Genomic DNA, 21,495 nt, shown 5'->3' with positions numbered 1-21,495 from the left:
CGCTCATGCCGTTCGAGCGCGCCTGTCGCGTATTCATCTACTACTAATTAGTCGTTCGGAGATTTTCATGACAACGTCCTTCGGTCCTTCCTATGTGCGCGCGATTGCGCCTTACATCGCCGGCAAGCCGATTTCGGAAGTGGCCCGCGAATTCGGCCTCGACGAAGCGACCATCGTGAAACTTGCGTCGAATGAAAATCCGCTGGGCATGCCGGAGTCGGCACAGCGCGCCATGGCGCAAGCGGCCAGCGAACTCGGCCGCTATCCGGACGCGAATGCGTTCGAACTGAAGAGTGCGCTGAGCGAGCGCTACGGCGTACCGGCCGACTGGATCACGCTCGGCAACGGCAGCAACGACATTCTCGAAATCGCCGCGCACGCGTTCGTCGAGAAGGGGCAGTCGATCGTCTACGCGCAATACTCGTTCGCGGTGTACGCGCTTGCCACGCAAGGCGTGGGTGCGCGTGCGATCGTCGTGCCGGCAGTCAAATACGGCCACGACCTCGACGCGATGCTCGCCGCGATCACCGACGACACCCGCCTGATTTTCGTCGCCAACCCGAACAACCCGACCGGCACGTTCATCGAAGGCGCGAAGCTCGAAGCGTTTCTCGATCAGGTGCCCCGTCACGTGGCCGTTGTGCTCGACGAGGCGTACACCGAGTACCTGCCGGAAGAAAAGCGCTACGACTCGATCGCATGGGTGCGCCGGTATCCCAATCTGCTGGTGTCGCGCACGTTCTCGAAGGCGTTCGGCCTCGCGGGTTTGCGGGTCGGCTTCGCCATCGCGCAGCCTGAGTTGACCGATCTGCTGAACCGTCTGCGTCAGCCGTTCAATGTGAACACGCTGGCGCAAGCCGCGGCCATCGCGGCGCTGAACGACAAGGCATTTCTGGAAAAGAGCGCGGCTTTGAACGCGCAAGGCTACCGCCGCCTGACAGAAGCGTTCGACAAACTCGGTCTCGAATATGTGCCGTCTGACGGTAATTTCGTGCTGGTGCGCGTCGGCAATGACGACGCAGCCGGCAACCGCGTGAACCTCGCGTTGCTCAAGCAGGGCGTGATCGTTCGTCCGGTCGGCAACTACGGTTTGCCGCAATGGCTGCGTATCACGATCGGCCTGCCGGAAGAAAACGAAGCGTTCCTCGCGGCGCTCGAAAAGACGCTTACCCCTGCGTAAGCAGTTGACCTTGACCCATGCGCCTCACTCTACGGATGGCGCGCTTTTTCTGTGATCGACGTGGCCGCGTTTTCTTTTAACAAGCTGGTGATTTTTGGTGTCGGCCTGATCGGCGGCTCGCTTGCGCGCGCGCTGCGTGAACGGGGTGAGCAGGGTGAGACGGCGGGCGCGCGCACGGTGATCGGCGTCGGGCGTTCGTCGGCATCGACGGCGCGCGCGTTGGAATTGGGCGTGATCGACCAATCCGCGGCGTTGACCGATGACACCGCGTTGCGTGCCGCGCTCGCCGGCGCGGATATCGTGCTGCTTGCGGCGCCAGTTGCACAGACGCAATCGCTGCTTGAGCGCATCGCGCCGTTTCTCGATGCAGACACCATCGTCACCGACGCCGGCAGCACCAAGTCCGACGTGGTTGCATCCGCCCGCTCGGCGCTCGGCGCGCGCATCGGCCAGTTCGTGCCGGGGCATCCGATTGCCGGCCGTGAAGCGAGCGGCCCGGACGCGGCGTTGCCCGATCTGTACGTGAATCGCAATGTCGTGTTGTGCCCGCTGCCGGAGAATGCGCCGGCAGCAGTCGAACGTGTCGCCGCGATGTGGCGCGCGACCGGCGCCTGTGTGCGGGACATGACGCCCGAGCAGCATGACCGCGTGCTCGCATCGGTCAGCCATTTGCCGCATGTTTTATCTTTCGCGCTGGTCGAGCAGATTCTCAACTCGCCCGACGCCGCGCTGAAATTCTCATTCGCCGCAGGCGGTTTCCGCGACTTCACGCGCATCGCTGCGTCGAGCCCGGAAATGTGGCGCGACGTGTGTGTAGCGAATCGCGCCGCGCTGCTCGACGAACTGGATGCGTACACGGCGGTGCTCGCACGCTTGCGCGCGGCGATCGAAGCCGCCGACGGCGCCGCGCTCGAAGCCGTGTTCGCACGCTCGCGCGTCGCGCGCAGCGAATGGCAGGAACAGCGCACTGCCGCGGCGGCACTCGGCGACGCCTCGAAATAACCGGAATTGGACTCAATCATGGAATTCCTCGATCTCGGACCATTTTCTCGTGCGTCCGGCACGGTTCGTTTGCCCGGCTCGAAAAGCATTTCGAATCGCGTGCTGCTGCTTGCGGCGCTCGCCGAAGGCGAAACGACGATCACGAATCTGCTCGACTCCGACGACACCCGCGTCATGCTCGACGCGCTCGAAAAACTCGGCGTGCGCCTGAAGCGCGAGGGCGATACCTGTGTCGTAACCGGTACGCGCGGCGCATTCACGGCCCGCACGGCTGATCTGTTCCTCGGCAACGCGGGCACGGCGGTGCGCCCGCTGACCGCAGCGCTCGCCGTGAATGGCGGCGACTATCGTATTCACGGCGTACCCCGCATGCACGAGCGGCCGATCGGCGATCTGGTCGACGGTTTGCGGCAGATCGGCGCGAGGGTCGACTACGAAGAGAACGAAGGCTATCCGCCGCTGCGGATTCGCCCGGCGCAAATCACGGCTGACGCGCCGATCCGCGTGCGTGGCGACGTGTCGAGCCAGTTCCTCACCTCGCTCCTGATGACGCTGCCGCTGTTGCGCACGGAAAGCGGCGTGAGCATCGTGCAGGTGGACGGCGAGCTGATCTCGAAGCCCTATATCGAGATCACGATGAAATTGATGGAGCGCTTCGGCATCAAGGTCGAGCGCCATGAATGGCATCGCTTCGTCGTGCCGGCGGGGCAGCGCTATCAATCGCCCGGCACCATCATGGTGGAAGGCGATGCTTCGTCGGCGTCGTATTTCCTCGCGGCCGGCGCGCTCGGCGGCGGCCCGTTGCGGGTGGAGGGCGTGGGTCGCTCCAGTATCCAGGGCGACGTCGGTTTTGCCGATGCGCTGATCAGGATGGGCGCAAACCTGCAGATGGGTGACGACTGGATCGAAGTGCGCGGTGTCGGCAACGACAACGGCAAGCTCGACCCGATCGACATGGACTTCAACCTGATTCCCGATGCCGCGATGACAATCGCCGTCGCCGCGCTGTTCGCGGACGGCACGACCACGCTGCGCAATATTGCGAGCTGGCGCGTGAAGGAAACCGACCGGATCGCCGCCATGGCTACCGAGTTGCGCAAGGTCGGTGCGAAGGTGCAGGAAGGCGAGGATTTCCTTGTCGTCACGCCGCCCGAAAAACTGATACCGAACGCCTCGATCGACACCTACGACGATCACCGCATGGCGATGTGCTTCTCGCTCGTGAGTCTCGGCGGCGTGCCGATCCGGATCAACGACCCAAAGTGTGTCGGCAAGACGTTCCCCGATTATTTCGAGCGCTTCACCGCGCTCGCTCAACCCTGATTCGCTCCCGAATCGACTGACGTGCGACTTTTTCGATGAAACCGATCCGTCCCTTTCACCAAACGCCCGTCATTACGATCGACGGCCCCAGCGCCTCCGGCAAAGGCACGGTGGCTACGCTGGTTGCCGCGAATCTCGGCTTCCATTTGCTGGATAGCGGCGCGCTGTACCGGCTGGCCGCGCTTGCCAGCATGCGCTACAACGTCATGCCGGATGACGCCGAGGCGCTGGTAAAACTGATCGACGATCTGCATATCACGTTCCGCGAGGGGCTGGCGCAGCTCGATGGCGCCGACGTATCCGCCGACATTCGCGCCGAGGAAGTCGGCAGCCGGGCCTCGGCGATCGCTGTGCACGCGCCCGTGAGAACCGCGCTGGTGGCCCGTCAGCGGGCTTTTCGCAAGGAGCCGGGGCTGGTTGCGGACGGCCGCGATATGGGCACGGTGATCTTCCAGGACGCCGTGTTGAAGGTATTCATGACCGCCAGCGTAGAGGCTCGCGCGGCGCGCCGGCATAAGCAATTGATCCAAAAAGGATTTTCTGCTAATATAGATGACTTGCTCCGGGATTTGCGTGAGCGCGACGAGCGTGACAGTCAGCGCGCGGCCGCGCCGCTCAAGCCTGCAGCGGATGCAAAGCTGCTTGATACCTCGGCGCTATCCATCGACCAGGCGGTCGAGCAGGTGGTGCAGTGGTATGAAGCATGGGTCCCGCATGCCTGATGTCCGATTGGCATCTGAGCAGTGGGCGCAGTAGAAGTAGGCGTTGTCAGTAGGTGCTCCGCGTATGTCGTGGAGCGTGTTTTAACCCCTTAACCCCGCGTGGCATTCGCACATAGCCGTTATTGCTGACCATCCGGCCAGCCGGGCACCGCGAGAACCATGCAAATTTTGATTTTTATGTCCGACCTGCAAACTTCCAACCCGAATACCGAATCTTTTGCGGCTCTGTTCGAAGAGTCGCTGACCAAGCAAGACATGCGCGCCGGCGAAGTGATCTCCGCCGAAGTCGTGCGTGTTGACCACAACTTCGTGGTCGTCAACGCTGGTCTCAAGTCCGAAGCCTACATCCCGCTCGAAGAGTTCCTGAACGACGCGGGCGAGGTAGAAGTGCAGGCGGGCGACTTCGTTTCCGTCGCGATCGACGCGCTGGAAAACGGCTATGGCGACACGATCCTGTCGCGCGACAAGGCGAAGCGCCTCGCTTCGTGGCTGTCGCTGGAAAAGGCTCTCGACAACAACGAACTCGTGACCGGCACGATCACGGGCAAGGTCAAGGGCGGCATGACCGTCATGGTCAACGGCATCCGCGCGTTCCTGCCGGGTTCGCTGGTTGACACGCGTCCGGTCAAGGACACGACCCCGTACGAAGGCAAGACGCTGGAATTCCGCGTCATCAAGCTCGACCGCAAGCGTAACAACGTCGTGCTGTCGCGCCGTGCCGTGATCGAAGCAACCCAGGGCGAAGAGCGCGCAAAGCTGCTCGAAACGCTGAAGGAAGGCGCGATCGTGGAAGGCGTGGTGAAGAACATCACCGATTACGGCGCGTTCGTGGACCTCGGCGGTATCGACGGCCTGCTGCACATCACCGACATCGCATGGCGTCGTGTGCGTCACCCGAGCGAAGTGCTGTCGGTTGGCCAGGAAGTCACCGCGAAGATCCTCAAGTTCGATCAAGAGAAGAACCGCGTTTCGCTGGGTATCAAGCAACTGGGCGACGATCCGTGGGAAGGCATTTCCCGCCGTTACCCGTCGGGCACGCGCCTGTTCGGTAAGGTCACCAACATCACCGACTACGGCGCATTCGTCGAAGTGGAATCGGGCATCGAAGGCCTGGTTCACGTGTCGGAAATGGACTGGACGAACAAGAACGTTGCACCGTCGAAGGTTGTTCAGCTGGGCGACGAAGTCGAAGTCATGGTTCTCGAAATCGACGAAGACCGCCGCCGTATCAGCCTCGGCATGAAGCAATGCAAGCCGAACCCGTGGGACGACTTCAGCCGCAACTTCAAGAAGGGCGACAAGCTGCAAGGCGCAATCAAGTCGATCACCGACTTCGGCGTCTTCATCGGTCTGCCGGGCGGCATCGACGGTCTGGTTCACCTGTCGGACCTGTCGTGGTCGGAAACGGGCGAAGAAGCCGTTCGCAAGTACAAGAAGGGCGACGAAGTGGAAGCGATCGTTCTCGGCATCGACGTCGAGAAGGAACGCATTTCGCTGGGCATCAAGCAGCTCGAAGGCGACCCGTTCAGCAACTTCGTTGCAATGAACGACAAGGGTTCGATCGTCGACGGCGTGGTCAAGACGGTAGATGCGAAGGGTGCAGTGGTTACGCTGTCGGCTGAAGTCGAAGGCTACCTGCGCGCTTCGGAAATCGCACAAGACCGCGTGGAAGATGCTCGCAACGTGCTGAAGGAAGGCGACAAGGTCAACGCGATGATCATCAACATCGATCGCAAGTCGCGTGGTATCAACCTGTCGGTCAAGGCCAAGGATTCGGCTGAGCAACAGGAAGCGATCCGCGGCCTGGCTTCGTCGGACTCGAGCTCGGCTGCTACCGGCACGACGAACCTCGGCGCGCTGCTGAAAGCCAAGCTCGACGGTCAGAACCAGTAATTGAGGAACGCCTCCAAACCTGGCGCTTCGCGCGCCAGGGCCTTGCGAGGGGATTTCCTTCGGGGCATCCCCCAAGGGGACTTCCTTCGGGGCGAGAATATGGGGGCGGCCCGGCGTTTTCTTGAGAGGTCTGCTGCAGTATGACCAAATCGGAATTGGTCGCCCAGCTGGCTACGCGATTTCCGCAGCTTGTACTTAAAGATGCGGATTTTGCGGTGAAGACGATGCTTGATGCGATGTCGGAGGCGCTTGCCAACGGTCATCGGATTGAAATTCGCGGCTTCGGCAGCTTCGGCCTTAATCGTCGTCCGTCCCGTGTCGGGCGTAATCCGAAGTCGGGTGAGAAAGTGCTGGTACCTGAGAAGTATGTACCGCACTTCAAGCCGGGCAAGGAATTGCGCGAGCGGGTGGACCGACGTTCTGGCGAACCGCTGAAGGCCGATGAGCCGGATGACGACGACCTGTAAATGCTTCGCTGTGCGGTTCGCAGCATGGCATTGGTAGCGTCAGCGGCCAAAGCCAGATGGCAAAAGACCAGAAAAAGCGCCTTCGGGCGCTTTTTTTTCGCCCGCAGTTTCCCCTGCGTCAGTCCGCTATCGCCAGTTCCTGCCCAGCGGCAAGGGCATACATTACAATACGGGTCACTTCGGCGCGGGCAACACCGTGGCGCGACGCGTCATCAAGCCGGCGTCACCCCGCAACTGCCGTCAAGAGACCTATTCATGAAATTTATCGTCTGGCTGATCCGTGTGCTGGTGTTCGTGCTCCTGCTGGTGCTCGCGCTCTCCAATACACAACCTGCTACGCTGAATTTCCTCGCCGGCTACGCGTGGTCGGCGCCTTTGATTCTGATCGGCCTCGCGTTCTTCGTGGTGGGGCTGCTGGCCGGACTGGTGTCGTCGATGCCGGCCATGGTGCGCCTGCGCATGGAGAATGGACGCCTGAAGCGCGAGTTGCGTGTGGCGCGCGAAGCCCCTGTCGTGGTCGAACAACCGCCCATGCCGCCGCTGATCTAAGTTGTCTGCTGCCGCGCCTCTGAAGCGCGGCTTTCCGTTTCCGCCGTCCCGCACATTTGCATTAATCGCATGGATCTAGACTTCTGGTGGCTGCTTGTCATACCCGTCGCTTTTGCGTTCGGCTGGATGGCTGCACGCTACGACCTCAAGACGCTGTTGTCAGAAAGCGCCAACTTGCCGCGTTCGTATTTTCGCGGCCTGAACTTCCTGCTCAATGAGCAGCCTGACCAGGCGATCGACGCCTTTATCGAAGTCGTCAAGCTCGACCCGGAAACGATCGAGTTGCACTTTGCGCTCGGAAATCTGTTCCGCCGCCGGGGTGAGACGGACCGCGCGATTCGCGTGCATCAGAACCTGCTGAGCCGCACCGATCTGCCGGTCACGGAGCGCGATCACGCGCTGTACGAACTGGGGCAGGATTTTCTGAAGGCCGGCTTGCTCGATCGCGCCGAGGAGACTTTCAGCTCGCTCGAGACCGGCAATTACGCGCTGGGTGCCCAGCGTGCGCTGCTAACCATCTACCAGATCGAGAAAGACTGGGTTAAGTCGATCGACACCGCGCGCCATCTGGAAACCATGGGCGCCGAGTCGCTCGACAAGGAAATCGCGCAGTTCCATTGCGAGCTTGCCCAGGAAGCGCTGCAGCAGAAAAACGCCGACGAGGCACGCCGTCAGCTCGGTTTTGCGTTGAAGGCAAACCCGACCAATGTACGCGCCACGATTCTGTTCGGCGACGTCGACGCGTCGGCCGATTCGCAAGATGCGGCCATTGGGCAATGGCGGCGCGTCGAGGAACAGAATTCCGCCTATTTGCCGCTCGTCGCGGAAAAGCTGATGAAGGCCTATGAGGCGCTCGGCCGTCCGCAGGATGGTGCCGATCTGCTCACCACGTGGGTGGACCGCTATCCGTCGAGTGATCTGCTCGACGTGGCCTATCAGCATATTGCCGCGGTACGTGGACCCGACGCCGCGCATGCGCTGGCGCGCTCGCAGATGCAGAAATCGCCGAATCTGGCAGGCATGACACGTCTTCTGGAAGCTCAGGAAGCCGTCGCGGAAGAGCCACGGCGCAGCGAGCTCGGATTGATGCGCACGCTGATTCGCCAGCGCACCAAGAATCTGCCACGGTATACGTGCCAGAATTGCGGTTTCAGGGCGCGGCTGTTCTATTGGCAGTGCCCGGGCTGCAGCGGTTGGGAAACCTATGCGCCGCGCCGCGTCGAACCGATTACGGCGTCGAATTGATAGCGAATGCAATCGTATAGCCGCGCCGCAACGACGGCGGACCGTCGGGCGGATTAGGCCGGGCGAGATCATGACGGCCTTGTTCACTACGAGAAACCCTCACCGGAACCCTCTACCGGAAAGCGTATGAAAATCACCATTATTGGCACGGGCTACGTTGGCCTCGTCACCGGCGCGTGCCTCGCTGAAATCGGCCATGACGTTTTCTGTCTCGACGTCGATCCGCGCAAGATCGAGATCCTCAACAACGGCGGCGTACCGATCCACGAACCGGGTTTGCTGGAAATCATCGCCCGCACGCGGCGTGCGCGCCGCATCACGTTTTCGACGGATATCGAAGCGAGCGTGGCGCACGGCGAGGTGCAGTTCATCGCGGTCGGCACGCCGCCCGACGAAGACGGCTCGGCCGACCTGCAATATGTGCTCGAGGCGGCGCGCAATATCGGCCGCACGATGAATGGCTTCAAGGTGATCGTCGACAAATCGACGGTGCCGGTCGGCACTGCGCAACGCGTACGCGCGGTGGTCGAAGAGGAACTGGCCAAGCGCGGGCTCGCCAGTAGCGAACAGCACCGCTTCTCGGTGGTGTCGAACCCTGAGTTTCTGAAGGAAGGCGCCGCCGTCGACGATTTCATGCGCCCCGATCGTATTGTGCTCGGCAGCGACGAAGACGAAGCCGGCCTGCGCGCGCGCGAACTGATGAAGCGCCTGTACGCGCCGTTCAACCGCAATCACGACCGCACCTTGTACATGGACGTGCGCTCGGCCGAATTCACAAAGTACGCAGCCAATGCGATGCTCGCCACGCGCATCTCGTTCATGAACGAGATGTCGAATCTGGCGGACCGGGTCGGTGCGGATATCGAAGCAGTGCGTCGCGGCATCGGCTCGGACCCGCGTATCGGCTACCACTTCCTGTATGCCGGTGCCGGTTACGGTGGTTCGTGTTTCCCGAAAGACGTGCAGGCGCTGATCCGCACCGCCGCTGAAACTGGCCACAATCTGCGCATCCTCGAAGCGGTCGAGGAAGTGAACTACAAGCAGAAGGACGTGCTGGTTCGCAAGATTACGAGCAAGCTCGGTGAAGATCTGAGCGGCCGTACGTTCGCCGTCTGGGGTCTCGCGTTCAAGCCGAATACCGACGACATGCGCGAGGCGCCGAGCCGCCGCGTGATCGCTGAATTGCTGGCGCGTGGCGCTCAGGTCCGCGCATACGATCCCGTGGCGGTGGCCGAAGCGCGCCGCGTGTTCGCGCTCGATTTGCACGATGCACCGGATCAGCTTGCGCGTCTGCATTTCGCCAGTACCCAGGACGAAACGCTCACCGGCGCTGACGCGCTGGTGGTTGTTACCGAATGGAAGGAATTCAAGAGCCCCGATTTCGTGTATCTGAAATCAGTGCTGAAATCGCCACTGATTTTCGACGGCCGCAATCTGTACGAGCCGGACGCAATGACCGAGCTCGGCATCGACTATCACTCGATTGGACGACCTTATGCCCAGCCCTCTGAACTTCCGGCCGGTGTCCCCAGCAATGCATGAGGCTGCTGCTCAGTCCGTACCCGCGACGCTGACCGTGGTGCCGCGCGAGCGCCTCGGCGCGGCGCGCGTACTGGTGGTCGGCGACGTGATGCTCGATCGCTACTGGTTCGGCGACGTGAACCGGATTTCGCCAGAAGCGCCGGTGCCGGTCGTGCATGTGCAGCGGCAGGAAGATCGTCTTGGCGGCGCGGCGAACGTGGCGCGCAATGCGGTGGCGCTCGGCGCGCAGGCGGGACTGCTGTGCGTGGTTGGCCACGACGAACCCGGTGAGCGCATCGTGCAACTACTCGGGGAAAGCGGTGTGGTGCCGCACCTGGAACGCGATCCGGACTTGCTCACCACCATCAAGCTGCGCGTGCTGTCCCGTCAGCAGCAATTGCTGCGCGTCGACTTCGAAAACTCGCCGGCGCATGAAGTGCTGCTCGCGGGCCTTGCGCGATTCGACGACCTGTTGCCGTCGCACGACGTGATCCTGATGTCCGATTACGCGAAGGGCGGCCTCACGCACGTCACGCAGATGATCGCGAAGGCACATGCGGCGGGCAAGCCGGTGCTGGTCGACCCGAAGGGCGACGACTGGGAGCGCTATCGTGGCGCCACGCTGATCACGCCGAATCGTGCCGAGTTGCGCGAGGTGGTCGGACAGTGGAAGTCCGAAGAAGATCTGATCGCGCGCGTGACTAAACTGCGCGCCGATCTCGAGTTCAAGGCGTTGCTGCTGACACGCTCGGAAGAGGGCATGACGCTCTTCTCCGGCGACGGCATCCTGCACGCTTCGGCCGTTGCGCGCGAAGTGTATGATGTATCGGGCGCGGGCGACACCGTGATCGCCACGCTCGCCGCCATGCTGGGCGCGGGCCTGACGCTGGTCGAAGCGGTTGGACTCGCGAATCGCGCGGCCGGCATCGTGGTCGGAAAACTCGGCACCGCCACGGTCAACTACGACGAACTCTTTCATTGACGCGGCCCGCGGATTCTTCTTTGCGCGCTCCGGTTTCAGCGGCGCGAGGAAGAGCCGGGGGCGTCAACTGAACTTGCCGATTGGAGTCGGCGCCGACTCCGATCCCATGTAAAGCTCATTACCGCAGGATCATCATGACCCTCATCGTCACCGGCGCGGCCGGCCTGATCGGCAGCAATCTCGTGAAGGCGCTCAACGAGCGCGGCGAACAACGCATCATCGCGGTTGATAACCTCACGCGCGCGGACAAGTTCAAGAATCTCGTCGACTGTGAGATCGACGATTATCTCGACAAGACCGAATTCGTTGAGCGCTTCAAGCGGGGCGACTTCGGCAAGGTGCGAGCGATTTTCCATGAGGGCGCCTGCTCGGACACGATGGAGACCGACGGCCGCTACATGATGGACAACAACTTCCGCTATAGCCGTGAAGTGCTCGACGTCTGTCTCGCGCAGAACGTCCAGTTTCTGTATGCATCCTCGGCGGCAACGTATGGCGGTTCGAGCCGCTTTGTCGAGGAGCGCGAAGTCGAGCAGCCGCTGAACGTATACGGTTATTCGAAGTTCCTGTTCGACCAGGTGATTCGCCGCGTGCTGCCCAGCGCGAAGAGCCAGATTGCCGGTTTCCGCTATTTCAACGTGTACGGGCCGCGTGAGACGCATAAGGCGCGCATGGCGTCGGTGGCGTTTCACAACTTCAACCAGTTCCGTGCGGAAGGCAAGGTCAAGCTGTTCGGCGAATACAACGGTTACGCCGCCGGCGAACAGACGCGCGATTTCGTCTCTGTCGAAGACGTGGTCAAGGTGAACCTGTTTTTCTTCGACAATCCGGACAAGTCGGGCATCTTCAACCTGGGCAGCGGGCGTGCCCAGCCGTTCAACGACATCGCGAGCACCGTGGTCAACACGCTGCGTGCATTGAACAATGAACCACCGTTGTCGCTTGCGGAGCAGGTGCAGCGCGGGCTGATCGAATACATTCCGTTCCCCGACGCGTTGCGTGGCAAATACCAATGCTTCACGCAAGCCGACCTGACGAAGCTGCGTGCCGCCGGCTACGAGGCGCCGTTCCTGAGCGTGCAGGAAGGTGTCGACCGCTACGTACGTTGGCTATTCGGCCAGGTGTAAATCTTTCGGATACCTCTTTAAACTGGAATCTCCCGGTTGGTGATGGTCGCCAACCGGTTGTACGAGGGAGATTCCATATGTTTCGAAAAATTCTGGTTACCGCGGCCATGCTCGCCGCTTTCGGCCACGCGTATGCGGCGGTCGACGTCAACACGGCTAACGAGGATGCGCTGCGCGGCATCAAGGGCATCGGTCCTGCCAAAGCGAAAGCCATTCTCGAAGAGCGTTCAGCGCATGGTCCATTCAAGGACCCGGCCGATCTCGGCAAGCGCGTCAAAGGCATGGGCGGGCATACCGTCGAGCGCCTGCAGGCGGAGGGTCTCGCTGTCGGTCCGGCTGGCGCGGCTGCTAACACGCAGGCTGCGGCGTCTGCACAGAGCAAAGGCGCGGCCGCTGCGGGCAATGGTGCCAACGCGGCTAACTCGACTGGCGCGGCCGCAACCTCAAAGAACGCCACTGTGGCGGTAAAGAAATAACCTGACGCGGGCCGTGCGCGCGAGGCGGGTCACCTCAGCGCGCCCGGTCCCGCATCTCGTTAGTTACCGTCGTTCCCCTTCATGGTCGGAGTGGGTAAAAACACTCCTTCAGCTGTCATGCAGATGACTGGCTCCCGCGGTTCTCAGCCGCGGGCTTTTTGTGTTGAGGACGCCCGGCGTCCAGCGCTTGCATCCATACGCGCAGAAGGGCCGCGCGGCAGCCGCGTACACGGTGGTTTAGAATCAGCAGATTGAAGACCCCGCGCATGGACAGCACCAGAACCCAAATGGCTTACAAAACGATTGAAGACACTATCGGCAATACGCCGCTCGTGCAACTCGTCCGGCTTGCTGATGACGAGATTCGCAGCCGCAATAATGTGATTCTTGCCAAGCTCGAGGGCAACAATCCCGCGGGTTCGGTGAAGGACCGCCCGGCGCTGTCGATGATCAAGAAGGCGGAAGCACGCGGGCGCATCAAGCCGGGCGACACGCTGATCGAATCGACCAGCGGCAACACGGGCATCGCGTTGGCCATGGCGGCAGCGATCCGCGGCTACAAGATGGTGCTGATCATGCCCGAAGACCTCTCGGTGGAGCGTCGTCAGAGCATGGCTGCCTATGGCGCGCAGATCGTGCTCACACCGGTGACGGGCGGCATGGAATACGCGCGCGATCTGGCTGAACAGATGCAGCGCGAAGGCAAGGGCATCATCCTCGATCAGTTCGCAAACCCGGACAATCCGGCCGCGCACGTCGAAGGCACGGGTCCAGAAATCTGGCGCGACACTGAAGGGCGCATCACGCACTTTGTCTCGTCAATGGGCACGACCGGCACGATCATGGGCGTATCCACCTATCTGAAGGAACAGAATCCGGCGATCGAAATCATCGGCGCGCAGCCGGAAGAGGGTTCGCGCATTCCGGGCATCCGCAAGTGGCCGGAAGCCTATTTGCCGAAGATTTTCGACCGCAGCCGCGTGGACCGCGTCGAGAACGTGGGACAGGCCGCCGCTGAAGCGATGGCGCGGCGTCTCGCCTCGGTTGAAGGAATCTTCGCCGGCATCTCGTCGGGCGGAGCCTGTGAAGTGGCGCTGCGCATCGCACGCCAGGTCGAAAACGCGACGATCGTGTTTATCGTGTGCGATCGGGGAGACCGGTATCTGTCTACGGGTGTGTTCCCGGCCTGATTGCGCCTCGGCGCATCGGGCGGCCTGCGAACCGGGTTGCCCAATAGAAAAAGCGCCGGTTTAACCGGCGCTTTTTTGTCGCGTGCTACCTGTTCGTGACGCGGTGACTGTCTGACAAGCCGGTGTCCAGCACTCGCCGCTCAGCTTATTGAGAAGCCGCGCCCGGTGCCGCCGCGTTGCTGTTGGTGCTGCTGCTGGCGTTTGCAGCGTCGCTCGCTTCCATCTGTGCCTTGACCCGCTGTCCGAGTTGATAAACCGCGAGTGCGTAAAAGAAACTGCGGTTATAGCGCGTCAGCACGTAGAAATTCTTCAGGCCCAGCATGTACTCGGTGCCGCGCCCCGGCGAGGGCAGGTCCACCACCGTCACCGGCGTGCCGGCTTCCGCCGCGATATCGACACCCGGCTCGTTCAGCAGCAGTCCGGCCCGGAGCAATTGGTCCAGCGGCCAATGCGGCTCTGGCTTGCCGTCGGCGGCTGCTTGCGCCACGCCGAGGCTGCCGGCATCCGAGCCGATCTTCCACACTACCGGCCGGCCGTTTTCCCAGCCGTTCTGGCGCAGATAATTCGCCACACTGCCGATCGCATCCGCCTGGCTCGTGCGCAGATCGATCTGTTTGTTGCCGTCGTAGCTCACCGCATATTCCACGATGCTGCTCGGCAGGAACTGCGGAATCCCGATCGCGCCGGTGTAGGAGCCGAGCACGGTGGTCGGATCGATTTGCGAATCGCGCGTCCACACCAGGTAGTCTTCGAGATTCTTGCGGAAGGTTGCCTGGCGATCCGCGCGATTGGCGGTATTCGGATAGTCGAAGGTGAGCGTGGTCAGCGCGTCGAGCACACGGAAGTTGCCCATGAAGCGCCCGTAAATCGTCTCCACGCCAATAATGCCGACGATCACTTCCGGCGGTACGCCGAACTCTTCATAGGCGCGCTGCAGCGTGGCCTGGTTGGCGCGCCAGAAGCGCACGCCGGCGTTGATGCGCACCGGGTCGAGAAAGCGCGATTGATACACGCGCCAGTTCTTGATCGAAGGCGAAGGCGACGGCGTCACGAGCTTGACCGCGGTAGCCGAATAGCTCACGCGCGCGAAGAGGGCGTGTAATGCTGCTTCGTCGAAGTCATAGCGCGCTGTCATGTCGCTGATGAACGCGTCCACGTTGGGATTGTTCGCGTAGCGCTGCGGAATGATCTCTTCTTCGAAGGTTTGCCCTTGCGGTACCGCCGCTTGCGGTTGGCCTTGCGCCAGCAGCAACGGCTTCTTCGCGGCGCTTTGCGCCATCGCCGGAGTGGTTGCCATGAACATGCACGATGCGACAGATAGTGCGGCGGCCGCGGTCTTCGTGCGTAGCCGGTTTCGTGCAGACAGAGCAAGCTTGACGGTCATAGTGAGCTGGAGGCGCAGTGCGAAAGAGACAGGGGAAAACGGATCGGGGCAGTATACCCGACGCCCTCCGCAAAACTGTGCCCGGCGCGTCACAGTCGCATCGTGTGGTAACTTCGTAAATGTTGGTGCGCCAGGTGCGCGCGCCCTGGACGGAGACACGCCGCGCGCGCTTTGAGAGCGCCGCGCCGCAAACGAGAATCATGGCAACAGGCTTTTATTCCCACGCCGACTGTTTGCTGCACGATATGGGGCAATGGCATCCAGAATGCCCGGCGCGCCTGCAGGCAATCGAAGATCAATTGATCGCGAGCCGCATCGACTCGCTGATCGAGCGCGAATCGCCGCCGCTCGCCGAAGAAGCCGCGCTGTTGCGTGTGCATACGCAAGCCCACGTCGACTACATCCGCAGCCGTTCGCCCGAGGAGGGTCTCGCGGAAATCGATCCCGACACGTCGATGAACCCGCACACCTTGCAGGCCGCGTTGCGCGCGGCCGGTGCCGCGGTGGCCGCGACGGACGCCGTGATCGAAGGCCGCTACGACAACGCGTTCTGCAGCGTGCGCCCGCCTGGCCACCATGCGGAGCCGGCACGCGCGATGGGTTTCTGTTTTTTCAACAACGTGGCGATCGCCGCGCGTCATGCGCTCGAAGTGCACGGCATGCAGCGCGTGGCGATCATCGACTTCGACGTCCATCACGGCAATGGCACCGAAGCGGCCTTTTCGGGCGATTCGCGTGTGCTGATGTGCAGCATCTTCCAGCATCCTTTCTATCCGTTCACCGGCGCTGATAATCAGGCGCCCAACATGTGCAATGTGCCGATGCCGGCGCGCTCGAAAGGCATGGCGGTGCGCGAGGTCGTGGACATGCTGTGGCTGCCGCGCCTGCATGAGTTCAAGCCGGAGATGCTGTTCATCTCGGCCGGCTTCGACGCGCATCGCGAGGACGATCTCGGCAACATGGGTCTTGTCGAGGACGACTACGCGTGGATCACCGACCAGGTGCGCGAGATCGCGAACCGCTATGCGCGTGGGCGGATCGTCAGCTGTCTCGAAGGGGGCTACAACCTGTCGGCCCTCGGGCGCAGCGTGGTTGCGCACGTGCGCGCGCTGGCCGGAATCTGATCCGCCGCGCCACAGGCACAGGCGTTGCCCGAATGCCGTGAACCGCATGAATTCAACGAGGAGCGAGCCATGAATGCCGATGCGCGCAGTGCTTCGCTGGTCGACATCGAACACGACGCGTACGGCGTGCCGGGCGTCGTCCGTTTGACGATGAATCGGCCGGATGCCTTCAATGCGCTCTCCGAAGCCCTCCTCGACTCATTGCACTCGGCGCTGACGGCGCTGGCGCAGTCCAATGCGCGGGTGGTCGTGATCGCCGGCGCCGGCCGCGCCTTTTGTGCCGGACACGATCTCAAGGAAATGCGCGCTGCGCCATCGCTGGCCTACTACCAGGCCTTGTTCGCGCGTTGCACGAAACTGATGTTGGCCATCCAGCGGTTGCCGCAACCGGTGATTGCGCGCGTCCATGGCATCGCCACGGCAGCGGGCTGTCAACTGGTCGCGATGTGCGATCTGGCCGTTGCCGCCGACACCGCGCGCTTCGCCGTCTCGGGTGTCAACCTGGGTCTCTTTTGCGCCACGCCCTCGGTGCCGCTGTCACGCAACCTGTCCCGCAAGGCGGCGCTCGAAATGCTGCTCACCGGCGATTTCATCGACGCCGTGGAGGCGAAGCAGCAAGGCCTGGTGAATCGCGTGGTGCCGGCGGATGCGCTCGACGCCGAGGTCGCGCGGCTCGCGAAGAGCATCTGCGCGAAACCTGTCGAAGCGGTGAGCGCCGGCAAAGGTCTGTTCTATCGCCAGCTCGAAATGGGCATTGAAGCGGCGTATCAGCTAGCCGGCCAGACCATGGCCTGCAACATGATGGACGACTCGGCGCTAGAGGGGGTGCAGGCGTTCATCGACAAACGACCGCCCGGCTGGAAGCGCTAGCCGGGTTGGCCCGTTCTTGGCCGGGCCGGGTTCGGCACTCAGGTGTGTGGAGTTCCGAGGCTCCGGCATGCCGCCTGGCGCTCAGGCTTTCGGCAAGCGCTTCTGGATCCAGTCGATCAGCGCGCCAATGACCCGATCCCGGTCGAGATCGTTCATCGTCTCGTGATAGCTGTCTTCGTGCATCGTGAGCGTTTTGTCGGGCGAACCCGCGTGCGCGCCAAAATCGCGGCTGCCCTCGGGTTCGGTGAGCTTGTCGGCGGTGCCGTGATACACCAGCAGCGGCACGCGTAGTCCAGCACGGCCGCGTTCGATGCGCGCCATCGCCAGCAGCAACTCCGCGCCCGTACGTGCGGGAATCGCGCCGTGATGCACCAGCGGATCGTTGCGGTTGGCGTCCACCACGGGCTGAAGCCGCGACAGCAAAGCCGCGTCGATTTTCATCGCCGGGAAGGTCGGCCAGATGCGGCTGATCACCTGGCTCACCTTGAGCATCCAGCGCGGCACGTCGCGGCCCGGTGCGAGCGCGGGACTCGACAGGATCAGACCACTGAGCCGGCGCCCGCTCGTTTCGAGCCGCTCGATCGCGTATAGCGCCGCGACCGCGCCACCCATGCTGTGGCCCATCAGGAACAGCGGGGCGCGACTCGTTGCTGCTGCGTCGAGCAAGGCTTGAGCGTCGAGCAAATAGTCGTCGAAGCGATTCACCCACACGCGTTTGCCTGGCGCATGCCCATGCCCGCGCAAATCGATGGCGACGAGTTCAATGCCGGCCGGATTCAGTCGATCCGCCAGCGCGGCGTAACGCCCCGCATGCTCCGCGAGCCCGTGCACCAGCGCGACTGTGCCGCGCAATGGCGTCGTGGCGGGCCAGCGATACAAGGGCAGTTCGATGCCGTCGCTCGTCGTAACGGTCGAACGTAGCGCAGTGCCGCCTTTCGGGGCGTCCGTAGGAGCGGCCGCTGCGGGCTGCGCATTGCCGGGTCGAGTCGTTTCCATGGCTGCCCTTTGTCCTGAACGTGTCCTGATTTCGATTGGCCCGATCATAGTCGCAGCGGCTGCGTGCACGCGAGCATCTCGCGCCGGGCATGCCTCTAATGCTTTATGGTTATGAAAAGATCGTAATTGATTATTAAAGAGAATGACGGCGCTGCGGTAGAATCGCGGGCTCAAATGCCAATAAAAGCAACGGCGGCTGCTTGTCGGGAGCGCACAACGCTCGTTGGCAGACTCCGCCGTTTTGTTTTCCATGATCGAAATACGCAATATTTCCCAGCGGTTTGCCGGGCCCCGGGGCTGGGTCGAGGCGCTGCACAACGTCAATCTGTCGATTCCGGCGGGTGAGGTGTTCGGCATCATTGGCCGCAGCGGTGCGGGCAAGAGTACGCTCGTGCGCACCATCAACCTGCTGACGCGCCCGAGCGAGGGCAATATCGTCGTCAACGGCCGCGATCTGACCACGCTGCCCGCCGCGCAATTGCGCGAGGCGCGGCGCGAGATCGGCATGATTTTTCAGCACTTCAATTTGTTGTCGTCGCGCACGGTGTACGACAACGTGGCGTTGCCGCTCGAACTTGCCGGCATGAAGCGCGACGAGATCGAGGCGAACGTGTTGCCGCTGCTCGAACTGGTCGGCCTGTCGGCGCAGAAGGATCGTTATCCGGCGCAGATCAGCGGCGGGCAGAAGCAGCGCGTCGGCATCGCGCGGGCGCTGGCGAGCAAGCCGAAGGTGCTGCTCTCAGACGAAGCGACCTCGGCGCTCGACCCCGAAACCACGCGCGCGATCCTCGAGTTGCTCAAGCGCATCAATCGCGAACTGAACCTGACGATCGTACTCATCACGCACCAGATGGACGTGATCAAGCAGGTCTGCGACCGTGTCGCGGTGCTGGATGCAGGCCGTGTGGTCGAAGAGGGCAAGGTTATTGACGTGTTCCTGCAACCGCATCATGAAGTCACGCGCGCGCTGATCGGCGACGTGATCGCGCAGGAACTGCCGCCCGCGATGAAGGCGCGCGTGGCTGAGCGCCTGAAGACCGGCAGTGGCCATTTGCTGCGCCTCGCGTTCACCGGCTCGGGTGTCGATCAGCCGATTCTGTCGGAAACGATTCGCCGCTACGAACTCGACTTCAACATCCTGCACGGCCAGATCGACGAGATCCAGGGGCAGGCGTTCGGCTCGCTCGCCGTGCTCGCGGGTGGCGAACCGGCGAAGGTGGCGCAGGCGCTGACGTATCTGCGCGAACAGGGCGTGGTGGTAGAGGAGCTGTCGTATGTTGAGTGAAATGTTCGATATGTTCGTCCAGTCGTTCTGGGAAACGCTCGTGATGGTGGGCATTTCGGGGCTGGTCGGCGCCGCGGTCGGTTTGCCGCTCGGCGTGCTGCTGTATCTGACGGATCGCCAAGGCGTGCTGCAGAACATCGCCGTGAATCGGGCTATGGGGGTGATCGTCAACGCGGTGCGTTCCACGCCGTTCATCATCTTGCTGGTCGCGGTGATTCCGTTTACGCGTCTCGTGGTGGGTTCGTCGATCGGCACGGCTGCGGCCGTGGTGCCGCTGACGATCGCCGCGGCGCCGTTTATCGCGCGTCTGGTCGAGACGGCTTTGCGCGAAGTCGATCGCGGTCTGATCGAAGCGGCGCAGGCAATGGGTGCGACCACCAGCCAGATCGTCTTCAAGGTGTTGTTGCCGGAGTCGCTGCCAGGCGTGGTCGCGGGCTTGACGATTACCTTTGTGTCGCTGGTCGGCTATTCGGCGATGGCCGGCGCGATCGGCGGCGGCGGGCTCGGCGATCTGGGCATTCGTTACGGGTATCAGCGTTTTCTGCCGGAAGTCATGGTGACGGTCGTGGTGATTCTGATCGTCTTCGTGCAACTGGTGCAGTCGTTCGGGGATTGGCTCGTGCGTCGTCTGAGCCATAAATAAACAAGGGTCATAGGAACCCGCCAGATAGAATCGAAAAAAGGTCCATCATGCAACGTCGTTTCATTCTCAAACTGGCCGCCACGCTTGGCGCCGCTTCGCTGTTCGCCGCCGCCACGGTGGCTCACGCTGAAGACACGATCAAGGTCGGCGTCACTGGCGGCCCGCACGCGCAGATCATGGAAGTCGTGAAGACAGTCGCGGCAAAGAACGGTCTTAACATCAAGATCGTCGAATTCTCCGACTACGTGCAGCCGAACGCGGCGCTTGCCGGCGGCGATCTGGATGCGAACAGCTACCAGCATGACCCGTACTTGCAGGCACAGGTAAAGGATCGCGGCTACAAGCTGATCCGCATCGCCGACACGGTCACGTACCCGATGGGCATCTACTCGAAGAAGGTGAAGACGCTGGCTGAATTGCAGCCGGGCGCGAAGATCGCCGTGCCGAACGATCCGACCAATGGCGGCCGGGCTCTCCTGTTGCTGCAGAAACAGGGTCTGCTGAAGCTGCGCGCGGACGCGGGGCTGAAGGCAACGCCGCTCGATATCGTCGACAACCCGAAGAAGCTGAAGATCGTCGAACTTGACGCCGCGCAAATCCCGCGTTCCCTGAACGACGTGGACGCCGCCGCGATCAATACGAACTTTGCGATGGAAGCAGGGCTGAAACCCAAGCAGGACGCCATCGCGATCGAAGACCCGAAGGGTCCGTACGTGAACATCATCGCAATCCGCGAAGCGGACAAGAACAAGCCGTGGGTGGCGAAGCTGGTCGCGGCGTATCATTCGCCGGAAGTGAAACAGTTCGTCGAGAGCAAGTTTGGTGGCTCGGTGATCACGGCCTGGTGATCTGATAGATGGTTTTCCGGCCGTTTTCGAACGGTCGGCATGGCAAGACACGGCGGCAATGCAAAATTAGAGTCGTCCGTCTTAACCCGGGGTTGTCGCCCGGGTTTTTTCGAGATTAAAATAGAACGATCGTTCGTTATTGCCGTCACGCCGCTGAGGAGCGATATCCTCCTGCTAGAGCGCCCGCGACACGGCTGCCGCGAAAGGGCAGTCGTTATAATGTTCGTTGGGTTGACGTATTCGTAACTTTGGAGCGTGTGCATGAAAATCCTGGTGCCAGTCAAGAGAGTGGTCGATTACAACGTGAAAGTCCGGGTGAAGTCGGACGGCACGGGCGTCGACATCGCGAACGTGAAGATGTCGATGAATCCGTTCGACGAAATCGCGGTGGAAGAAGCGGTGCGTCTGCGCGAAGCGGGCGTGGCAACTGAAGTGATCGCGGTGTCGGCGGGTGTTGCGCAGTCGCAGGAAACGCTGCGCACGGCGCTGGCGATCGGCGCGGACCGCGCGATCCTGATCGAGTCGAACGAAGATCTGCAGCCGCTGGCTGTCGCCAAGCTGCTCAAGGCGCTGGTCGACAAGGAACAGCCGCAACTGGTCATCCTCGGCAAGCAGGCCATTGACGACGATTCGAACCAGACCGGCCAGATGCTGGCTGCGCTGGCGAA

At 62.2% G+C, this 21,495-nt stretch carries 21 protein-coding genes; 19 read left to right on the top strand and 2 right to left on the bottom strand.

Features of this window, described 5'->3' with window-relative positions; translation table 11 throughout:
* Positions 1-67 precede the first annotated feature (67 nt).
* From hisC to cysM, 13 genes are all read left to right on the top strand, one after another.
* The gene (hisC, locus tag BCY88_RS06305) at positions 68-1,180 is read left to right on the top strand and encodes a histidinol-phosphate transaminase (RefSeq protein WP_120343441.1); all 1,113 of its coding nucleotides are present in this window, start codon (positions 68-70) and stop codon (positions 1,178-1,180) included.
* A gap of 51 nt (positions 1,181-1,231) precedes the next feature.
* Positions 1,232-2,182, top strand: a complete 951-nt coding sequence (locus tag BCY88_RS40275; RefSeq protein ID WP_259461264.1) for a prephenate dehydrogenase — start codon at positions 1,232-1,234, stop codon at positions 2,180-2,182.
* An 18-nt stretch (positions 2,183-2,200) separates the two neighbouring features.
* On the top strand, positions 2,201-3,505 hold the full coding sequence (aroA, locus tag BCY88_RS40270) for a 3-phosphoshikimate 1-carboxyvinyltransferase (RefSeq protein WP_259461263.1): 1,305 nt from the start codon (positions 2,201-2,203) through the stop codon (positions 3,503-3,505).
* Positions 3,506-3,540: 35 nt separating this feature from the next.
* Positions 3,541-4,227: a (d)CMP kinase gene (gene cmk, locus BCY88_RS06295; protein ID WP_120343440.1), complete on the top strand. Its 687-nt coding sequence runs from the start codon at positions 3,541-3,543 to the stop codon at positions 4,225-4,227.
* 159 nt (positions 4,228-4,386) lie between these two features.
* The gene (rpsA, locus tag BCY88_RS06290; protein ID WP_063496917.1) at positions 4,387-6,120 is read left to right on the top strand and encodes a 30S ribosomal protein S1; all 1,734 of its coding nucleotides are present in this window, start codon (positions 4,387-4,389) and stop codon (positions 6,118-6,120) included.
* A 140-nt stretch (positions 6,121-6,260) separates the two neighbouring features.
* Entirely contained in the window at positions 6,261-6,587 is a 327-nt protein-coding gene (locus tag BCY88_RS06285; protein WP_028200079.1) for an integration host factor subunit beta, read from the top strand.
* A gap of 255 nt (positions 6,588-6,842) precedes the next feature.
* Positions 6,843-7,136 (top strand): LapA family protein, encoded by a 294-nt coding sequence (locus BCY88_RS06280; protein WP_074282569.1) that lies wholly within the window; start codon positions 6,843-6,845, stop codon positions 7,134-7,136.
* Positions 7,137-7,205: 69 nt separating this feature from the next.
* Positions 7,206-8,381: a lipopolysaccharide assembly protein LapB gene (gene lapB, locus BCY88_RS06275; RefSeq protein WP_120343439.1), complete on the top strand. Its 1,176-nt coding sequence runs from the start codon at positions 7,206-7,208 to the stop codon at positions 8,379-8,381.
* A gap of 126 nt (positions 8,382-8,507) precedes the next feature.
* Positions 8,508-9,923, top strand: coding sequence for a UDP-glucose dehydrogenase family protein (locus BCY88_RS06270; RefSeq protein WP_120343438.1), 1,416 nt, complete (start codon positions 8,508-8,510; stop codon positions 9,921-9,923).
* A complete protein-coding gene (gene rfaE1 / locus BCY88_RS06265) occupies positions 9,877-10,884 on the top strand; it encodes a D-glycero-beta-D-manno-heptose-7-phosphate kinase (RefSeq protein ID WP_120343437.1) in 1,008 nt (335 codons plus the stop codon). Before BCY88_RS06270 ends, rfaE1 begins: the two co-directional genes overlap by 47 nt.
* A gap of 134 nt (positions 10,885-11,018) precedes the next feature.
* A complete protein-coding gene (gene rfaD / locus BCY88_RS06260) occupies positions 11,019-12,011 on the top strand; it encodes an ADP-glyceromanno-heptose 6-epimerase (RefSeq protein WP_120343436.1) in 993 nt (330 codons plus the stop codon).
* A 77-nt stretch (positions 12,012-12,088) separates the two neighbouring features.
* Entirely contained in the window at positions 12,089-12,487 is a 399-nt protein-coding gene (locus BCY88_RS06255) for a ComEA family DNA-binding protein (protein ID WP_120343435.1), read from the top strand.
* A gap of 287 nt (positions 12,488-12,774) precedes the next feature.
* Positions 12,775-13,677 carry a cysteine synthase CysM gene (gene cysM / locus BCY88_RS06250; protein WP_120343434.1) on the top strand — a complete coding sequence of 301 codons (903 nt, stop codon included), beginning with the start codon at positions 12,775-12,777 and terminating at the stop codon, positions 13,675-13,677.
* A 145-nt stretch (positions 13,678-13,822) separates the two neighbouring features.
* On the opposite strand, the gene mltB is transcribed toward cysM, so the two are convergent.
* On the bottom strand, positions 13,823-14,980 hold the full coding sequence (gene mltB, locus BCY88_RS06245) for a lytic murein transglycosylase B (RefSeq protein ID WP_183081301.1): 1,158 nt from the start codon (positions 14,978-14,980) through the stop codon (positions 13,823-13,825).
* A gap of 281 nt (positions 14,981-15,261) precedes the next feature.
* Here mltB and BCY88_RS06240 point away from each other — a divergent pair, with 281 nt between their 5' ends.
* Together BCY88_RS06240 and BCY88_RS06235 are read left to right on the top strand one after the other, a co-directional pair.
* Positions 15,262-16,185, top strand: coding sequence for a histone deacetylase family protein (locus BCY88_RS06240; protein WP_120343593.1), 924 nt, complete (start codon positions 15,262-15,264; stop codon positions 16,183-16,185).
* A gap of 69 nt (positions 16,186-16,254) precedes the next feature.
* Positions 16,255-17,055, top strand: a complete 801-nt coding sequence (locus tag BCY88_RS06235; RefSeq protein ID WP_120343432.1) for an enoyl-CoA hydratase — start codon at positions 16,255-16,257, stop codon at positions 17,053-17,055.
* Between the two features lie 81 nt (positions 17,056-17,136).
* Here BCY88_RS06235 and BCY88_RS06230 read toward each other — a convergent pair whose 3' ends face one another.
* Entirely contained in the window at positions 17,137-18,051 is a 915-nt protein-coding gene (locus BCY88_RS06230; protein WP_120343431.1) for an alpha/beta hydrolase, read from the bottom strand.
* 250 nt (positions 18,052-18,301) lie between these two features.
* Between BCY88_RS06230 and BCY88_RS06225 the strand changes: the two genes are divergently transcribed.
* The 4 genes from BCY88_RS06225 to BCY88_RS06210 form a co-directional block, all read left to right on the top strand.
* Complete coding sequence (locus BCY88_RS06225; protein WP_120343430.1) at positions 18,302-19,336, top strand: methionine ABC transporter ATP-binding protein; 1,035 nt, start codon at positions 18,302-18,304, stop codon at positions 19,334-19,336.
* Entirely contained in the window at positions 19,326-19,979 is a 654-nt protein-coding gene (locus BCY88_RS06220) for a methionine ABC transporter permease (protein WP_120343429.1), read from the top strand. The genes BCY88_RS06225 and BCY88_RS06220 overlap by 11 nt, the downstream gene beginning before the upstream one ends.
* Before the next feature lie 47 nt (positions 19,980-20,026).
* The gene (locus tag BCY88_RS06215; RefSeq protein ID WP_120343428.1) at positions 20,027-20,827 is read left to right on the top strand and encodes a MetQ/NlpA family ABC transporter substrate-binding protein; all 801 of its coding nucleotides are present in this window, start codon (positions 20,027-20,029) and stop codon (positions 20,825-20,827) included.
* Positions 20,828-21,088: 261 nt separating this feature from the next.
* A partial coding sequence (locus BCY88_RS06210; protein WP_147408504.1) for an electron transfer flavoprotein subunit beta/FixA family protein occupies positions 21,089-21,495 on the top strand: 407 nt, incomplete at its 3' end.

Origin of the sequence: Paraburkholderia fungorum, assembly GCF_003610895.1 — a bacterium.
GTDB lineage: Bacteria > Pseudomonadota > Gammaproteobacteria > Burkholderiales > Burkholderiaceae > Paraburkholderia > Paraburkholderia fungorum_B.
This window is presented reverse-complemented; position numbering and strand designations above follow the sequence as displayed.

Bases quoted from the DNA above. Each gene is read 5' to 3' on its own strand.
- hisC (WP_120343441.1), top strand. From the start codon at position 68: ATGACAACGTCCTTCGGTCCTTCCTATGTGCGCGCGATTGCGCCTTAC.
- aroA (WP_259461263.1), top strand. From the start codon at position 2,201: ATGGAATTCCTCGATCTCGGACCATTTTCTCGTGCGTCCGGCACGGTT.
- cmk (WP_120343440.1), top strand. From the start codon at position 3,541: ATGAAACCGATCCGTCCCTTTCACCAAACGCCCGTCATTACGATCGAC.
- rpsA (WP_063496917.1), top strand. From the start codon at position 4,387: ATGCAAATTTTGATTTTTATGTCCGACCTGCAAACTTCCAACCCGAAT.
- BCY88_RS06285 (WP_028200079.1), top strand. From the start codon at position 6,261: ATGACCAAATCGGAATTGGTCGCCCAGCTGGCTACGCGATTTCCGCAG.
- BCY88_RS06280 (WP_074282569.1), top strand. From the start codon at position 6,843: ATGAAATTTATCGTCTGGCTGATCCGTGTGCTGGTGTTCGTGCTCCTG.
- lapB (WP_120343439.1), top strand. From the start codon at position 7,206: ATGGATCTAGACTTCTGGTGGCTGCTTGTCATACCCGTCGCTTTTGCG.
- BCY88_RS06270 (WP_120343438.1), top strand. From the start codon at position 8,508: ATGAAAATCACCATTATTGGCACGGGCTACGTTGGCCTCGTCACCGGC.
- rfaE1 (WP_120343437.1), top strand. From the start codon at position 9,877: ATGCCCAGCCCTCTGAACTTCCGGCCGGTGTCCCCAGCAATGCATGAG.
- rfaD (WP_120343436.1), top strand. From the start codon at position 11,019: ATGACCCTCATCGTCACCGGCGCGGCCGGCCTGATCGGCAGCAATCTC.
- BCY88_RS06255 (WP_120343435.1), top strand. From the start codon at position 12,089: ATGTTTCGAAAAATTCTGGTTACCGCGGCCATGCTCGCCGCTTTCGGC.
- cysM (WP_120343434.1), top strand. From the start codon at position 12,775: ATGGCTTACAAAACGATTGAAGACACTATCGGCAATACGCCGCTCGTG.
- mltB (WP_183081301.1), bottom strand. From the start codon at position 14,980: ATGTTCATGGCAACCACTCCGGCGATGGCGCAAAGCGCCGCGAAGAAG.
- BCY88_RS06240 (WP_120343593.1), top strand. From the start codon at position 15,262: ATGGCAACAGGCTTTTATTCCCACGCCGACTGTTTGCTGCACGATATG.
- BCY88_RS06235 (WP_120343432.1), top strand. From the start codon at position 16,255: ATGAATGCCGATGCGCGCAGTGCTTCGCTGGTCGACATCGAACACGAC.
- BCY88_RS06230 (WP_120343431.1), bottom strand. From the start codon at position 18,051: ATGGAAACGACTCGACCCGGCAATGCGCAGCCCGCAGCGGCCGCTCCT.
- BCY88_RS06225 (WP_120343430.1), top strand. From the start codon at position 18,302: ATGATCGAAATACGCAATATTTCCCAGCGGTTTGCCGGGCCCCGGGGC.
- BCY88_RS06220 (WP_120343429.1), top strand. From the start codon at position 19,326: ATGTTGAGTGAAATGTTCGATATGTTCGTCCAGTCGTTCTGGGAAACG.
- BCY88_RS06215 (WP_120343428.1), top strand. From the start codon at position 20,027: ATGCAACGTCGTTTCATTCTCAAACTGGCCGCCACGCTTGGCGCCGCT.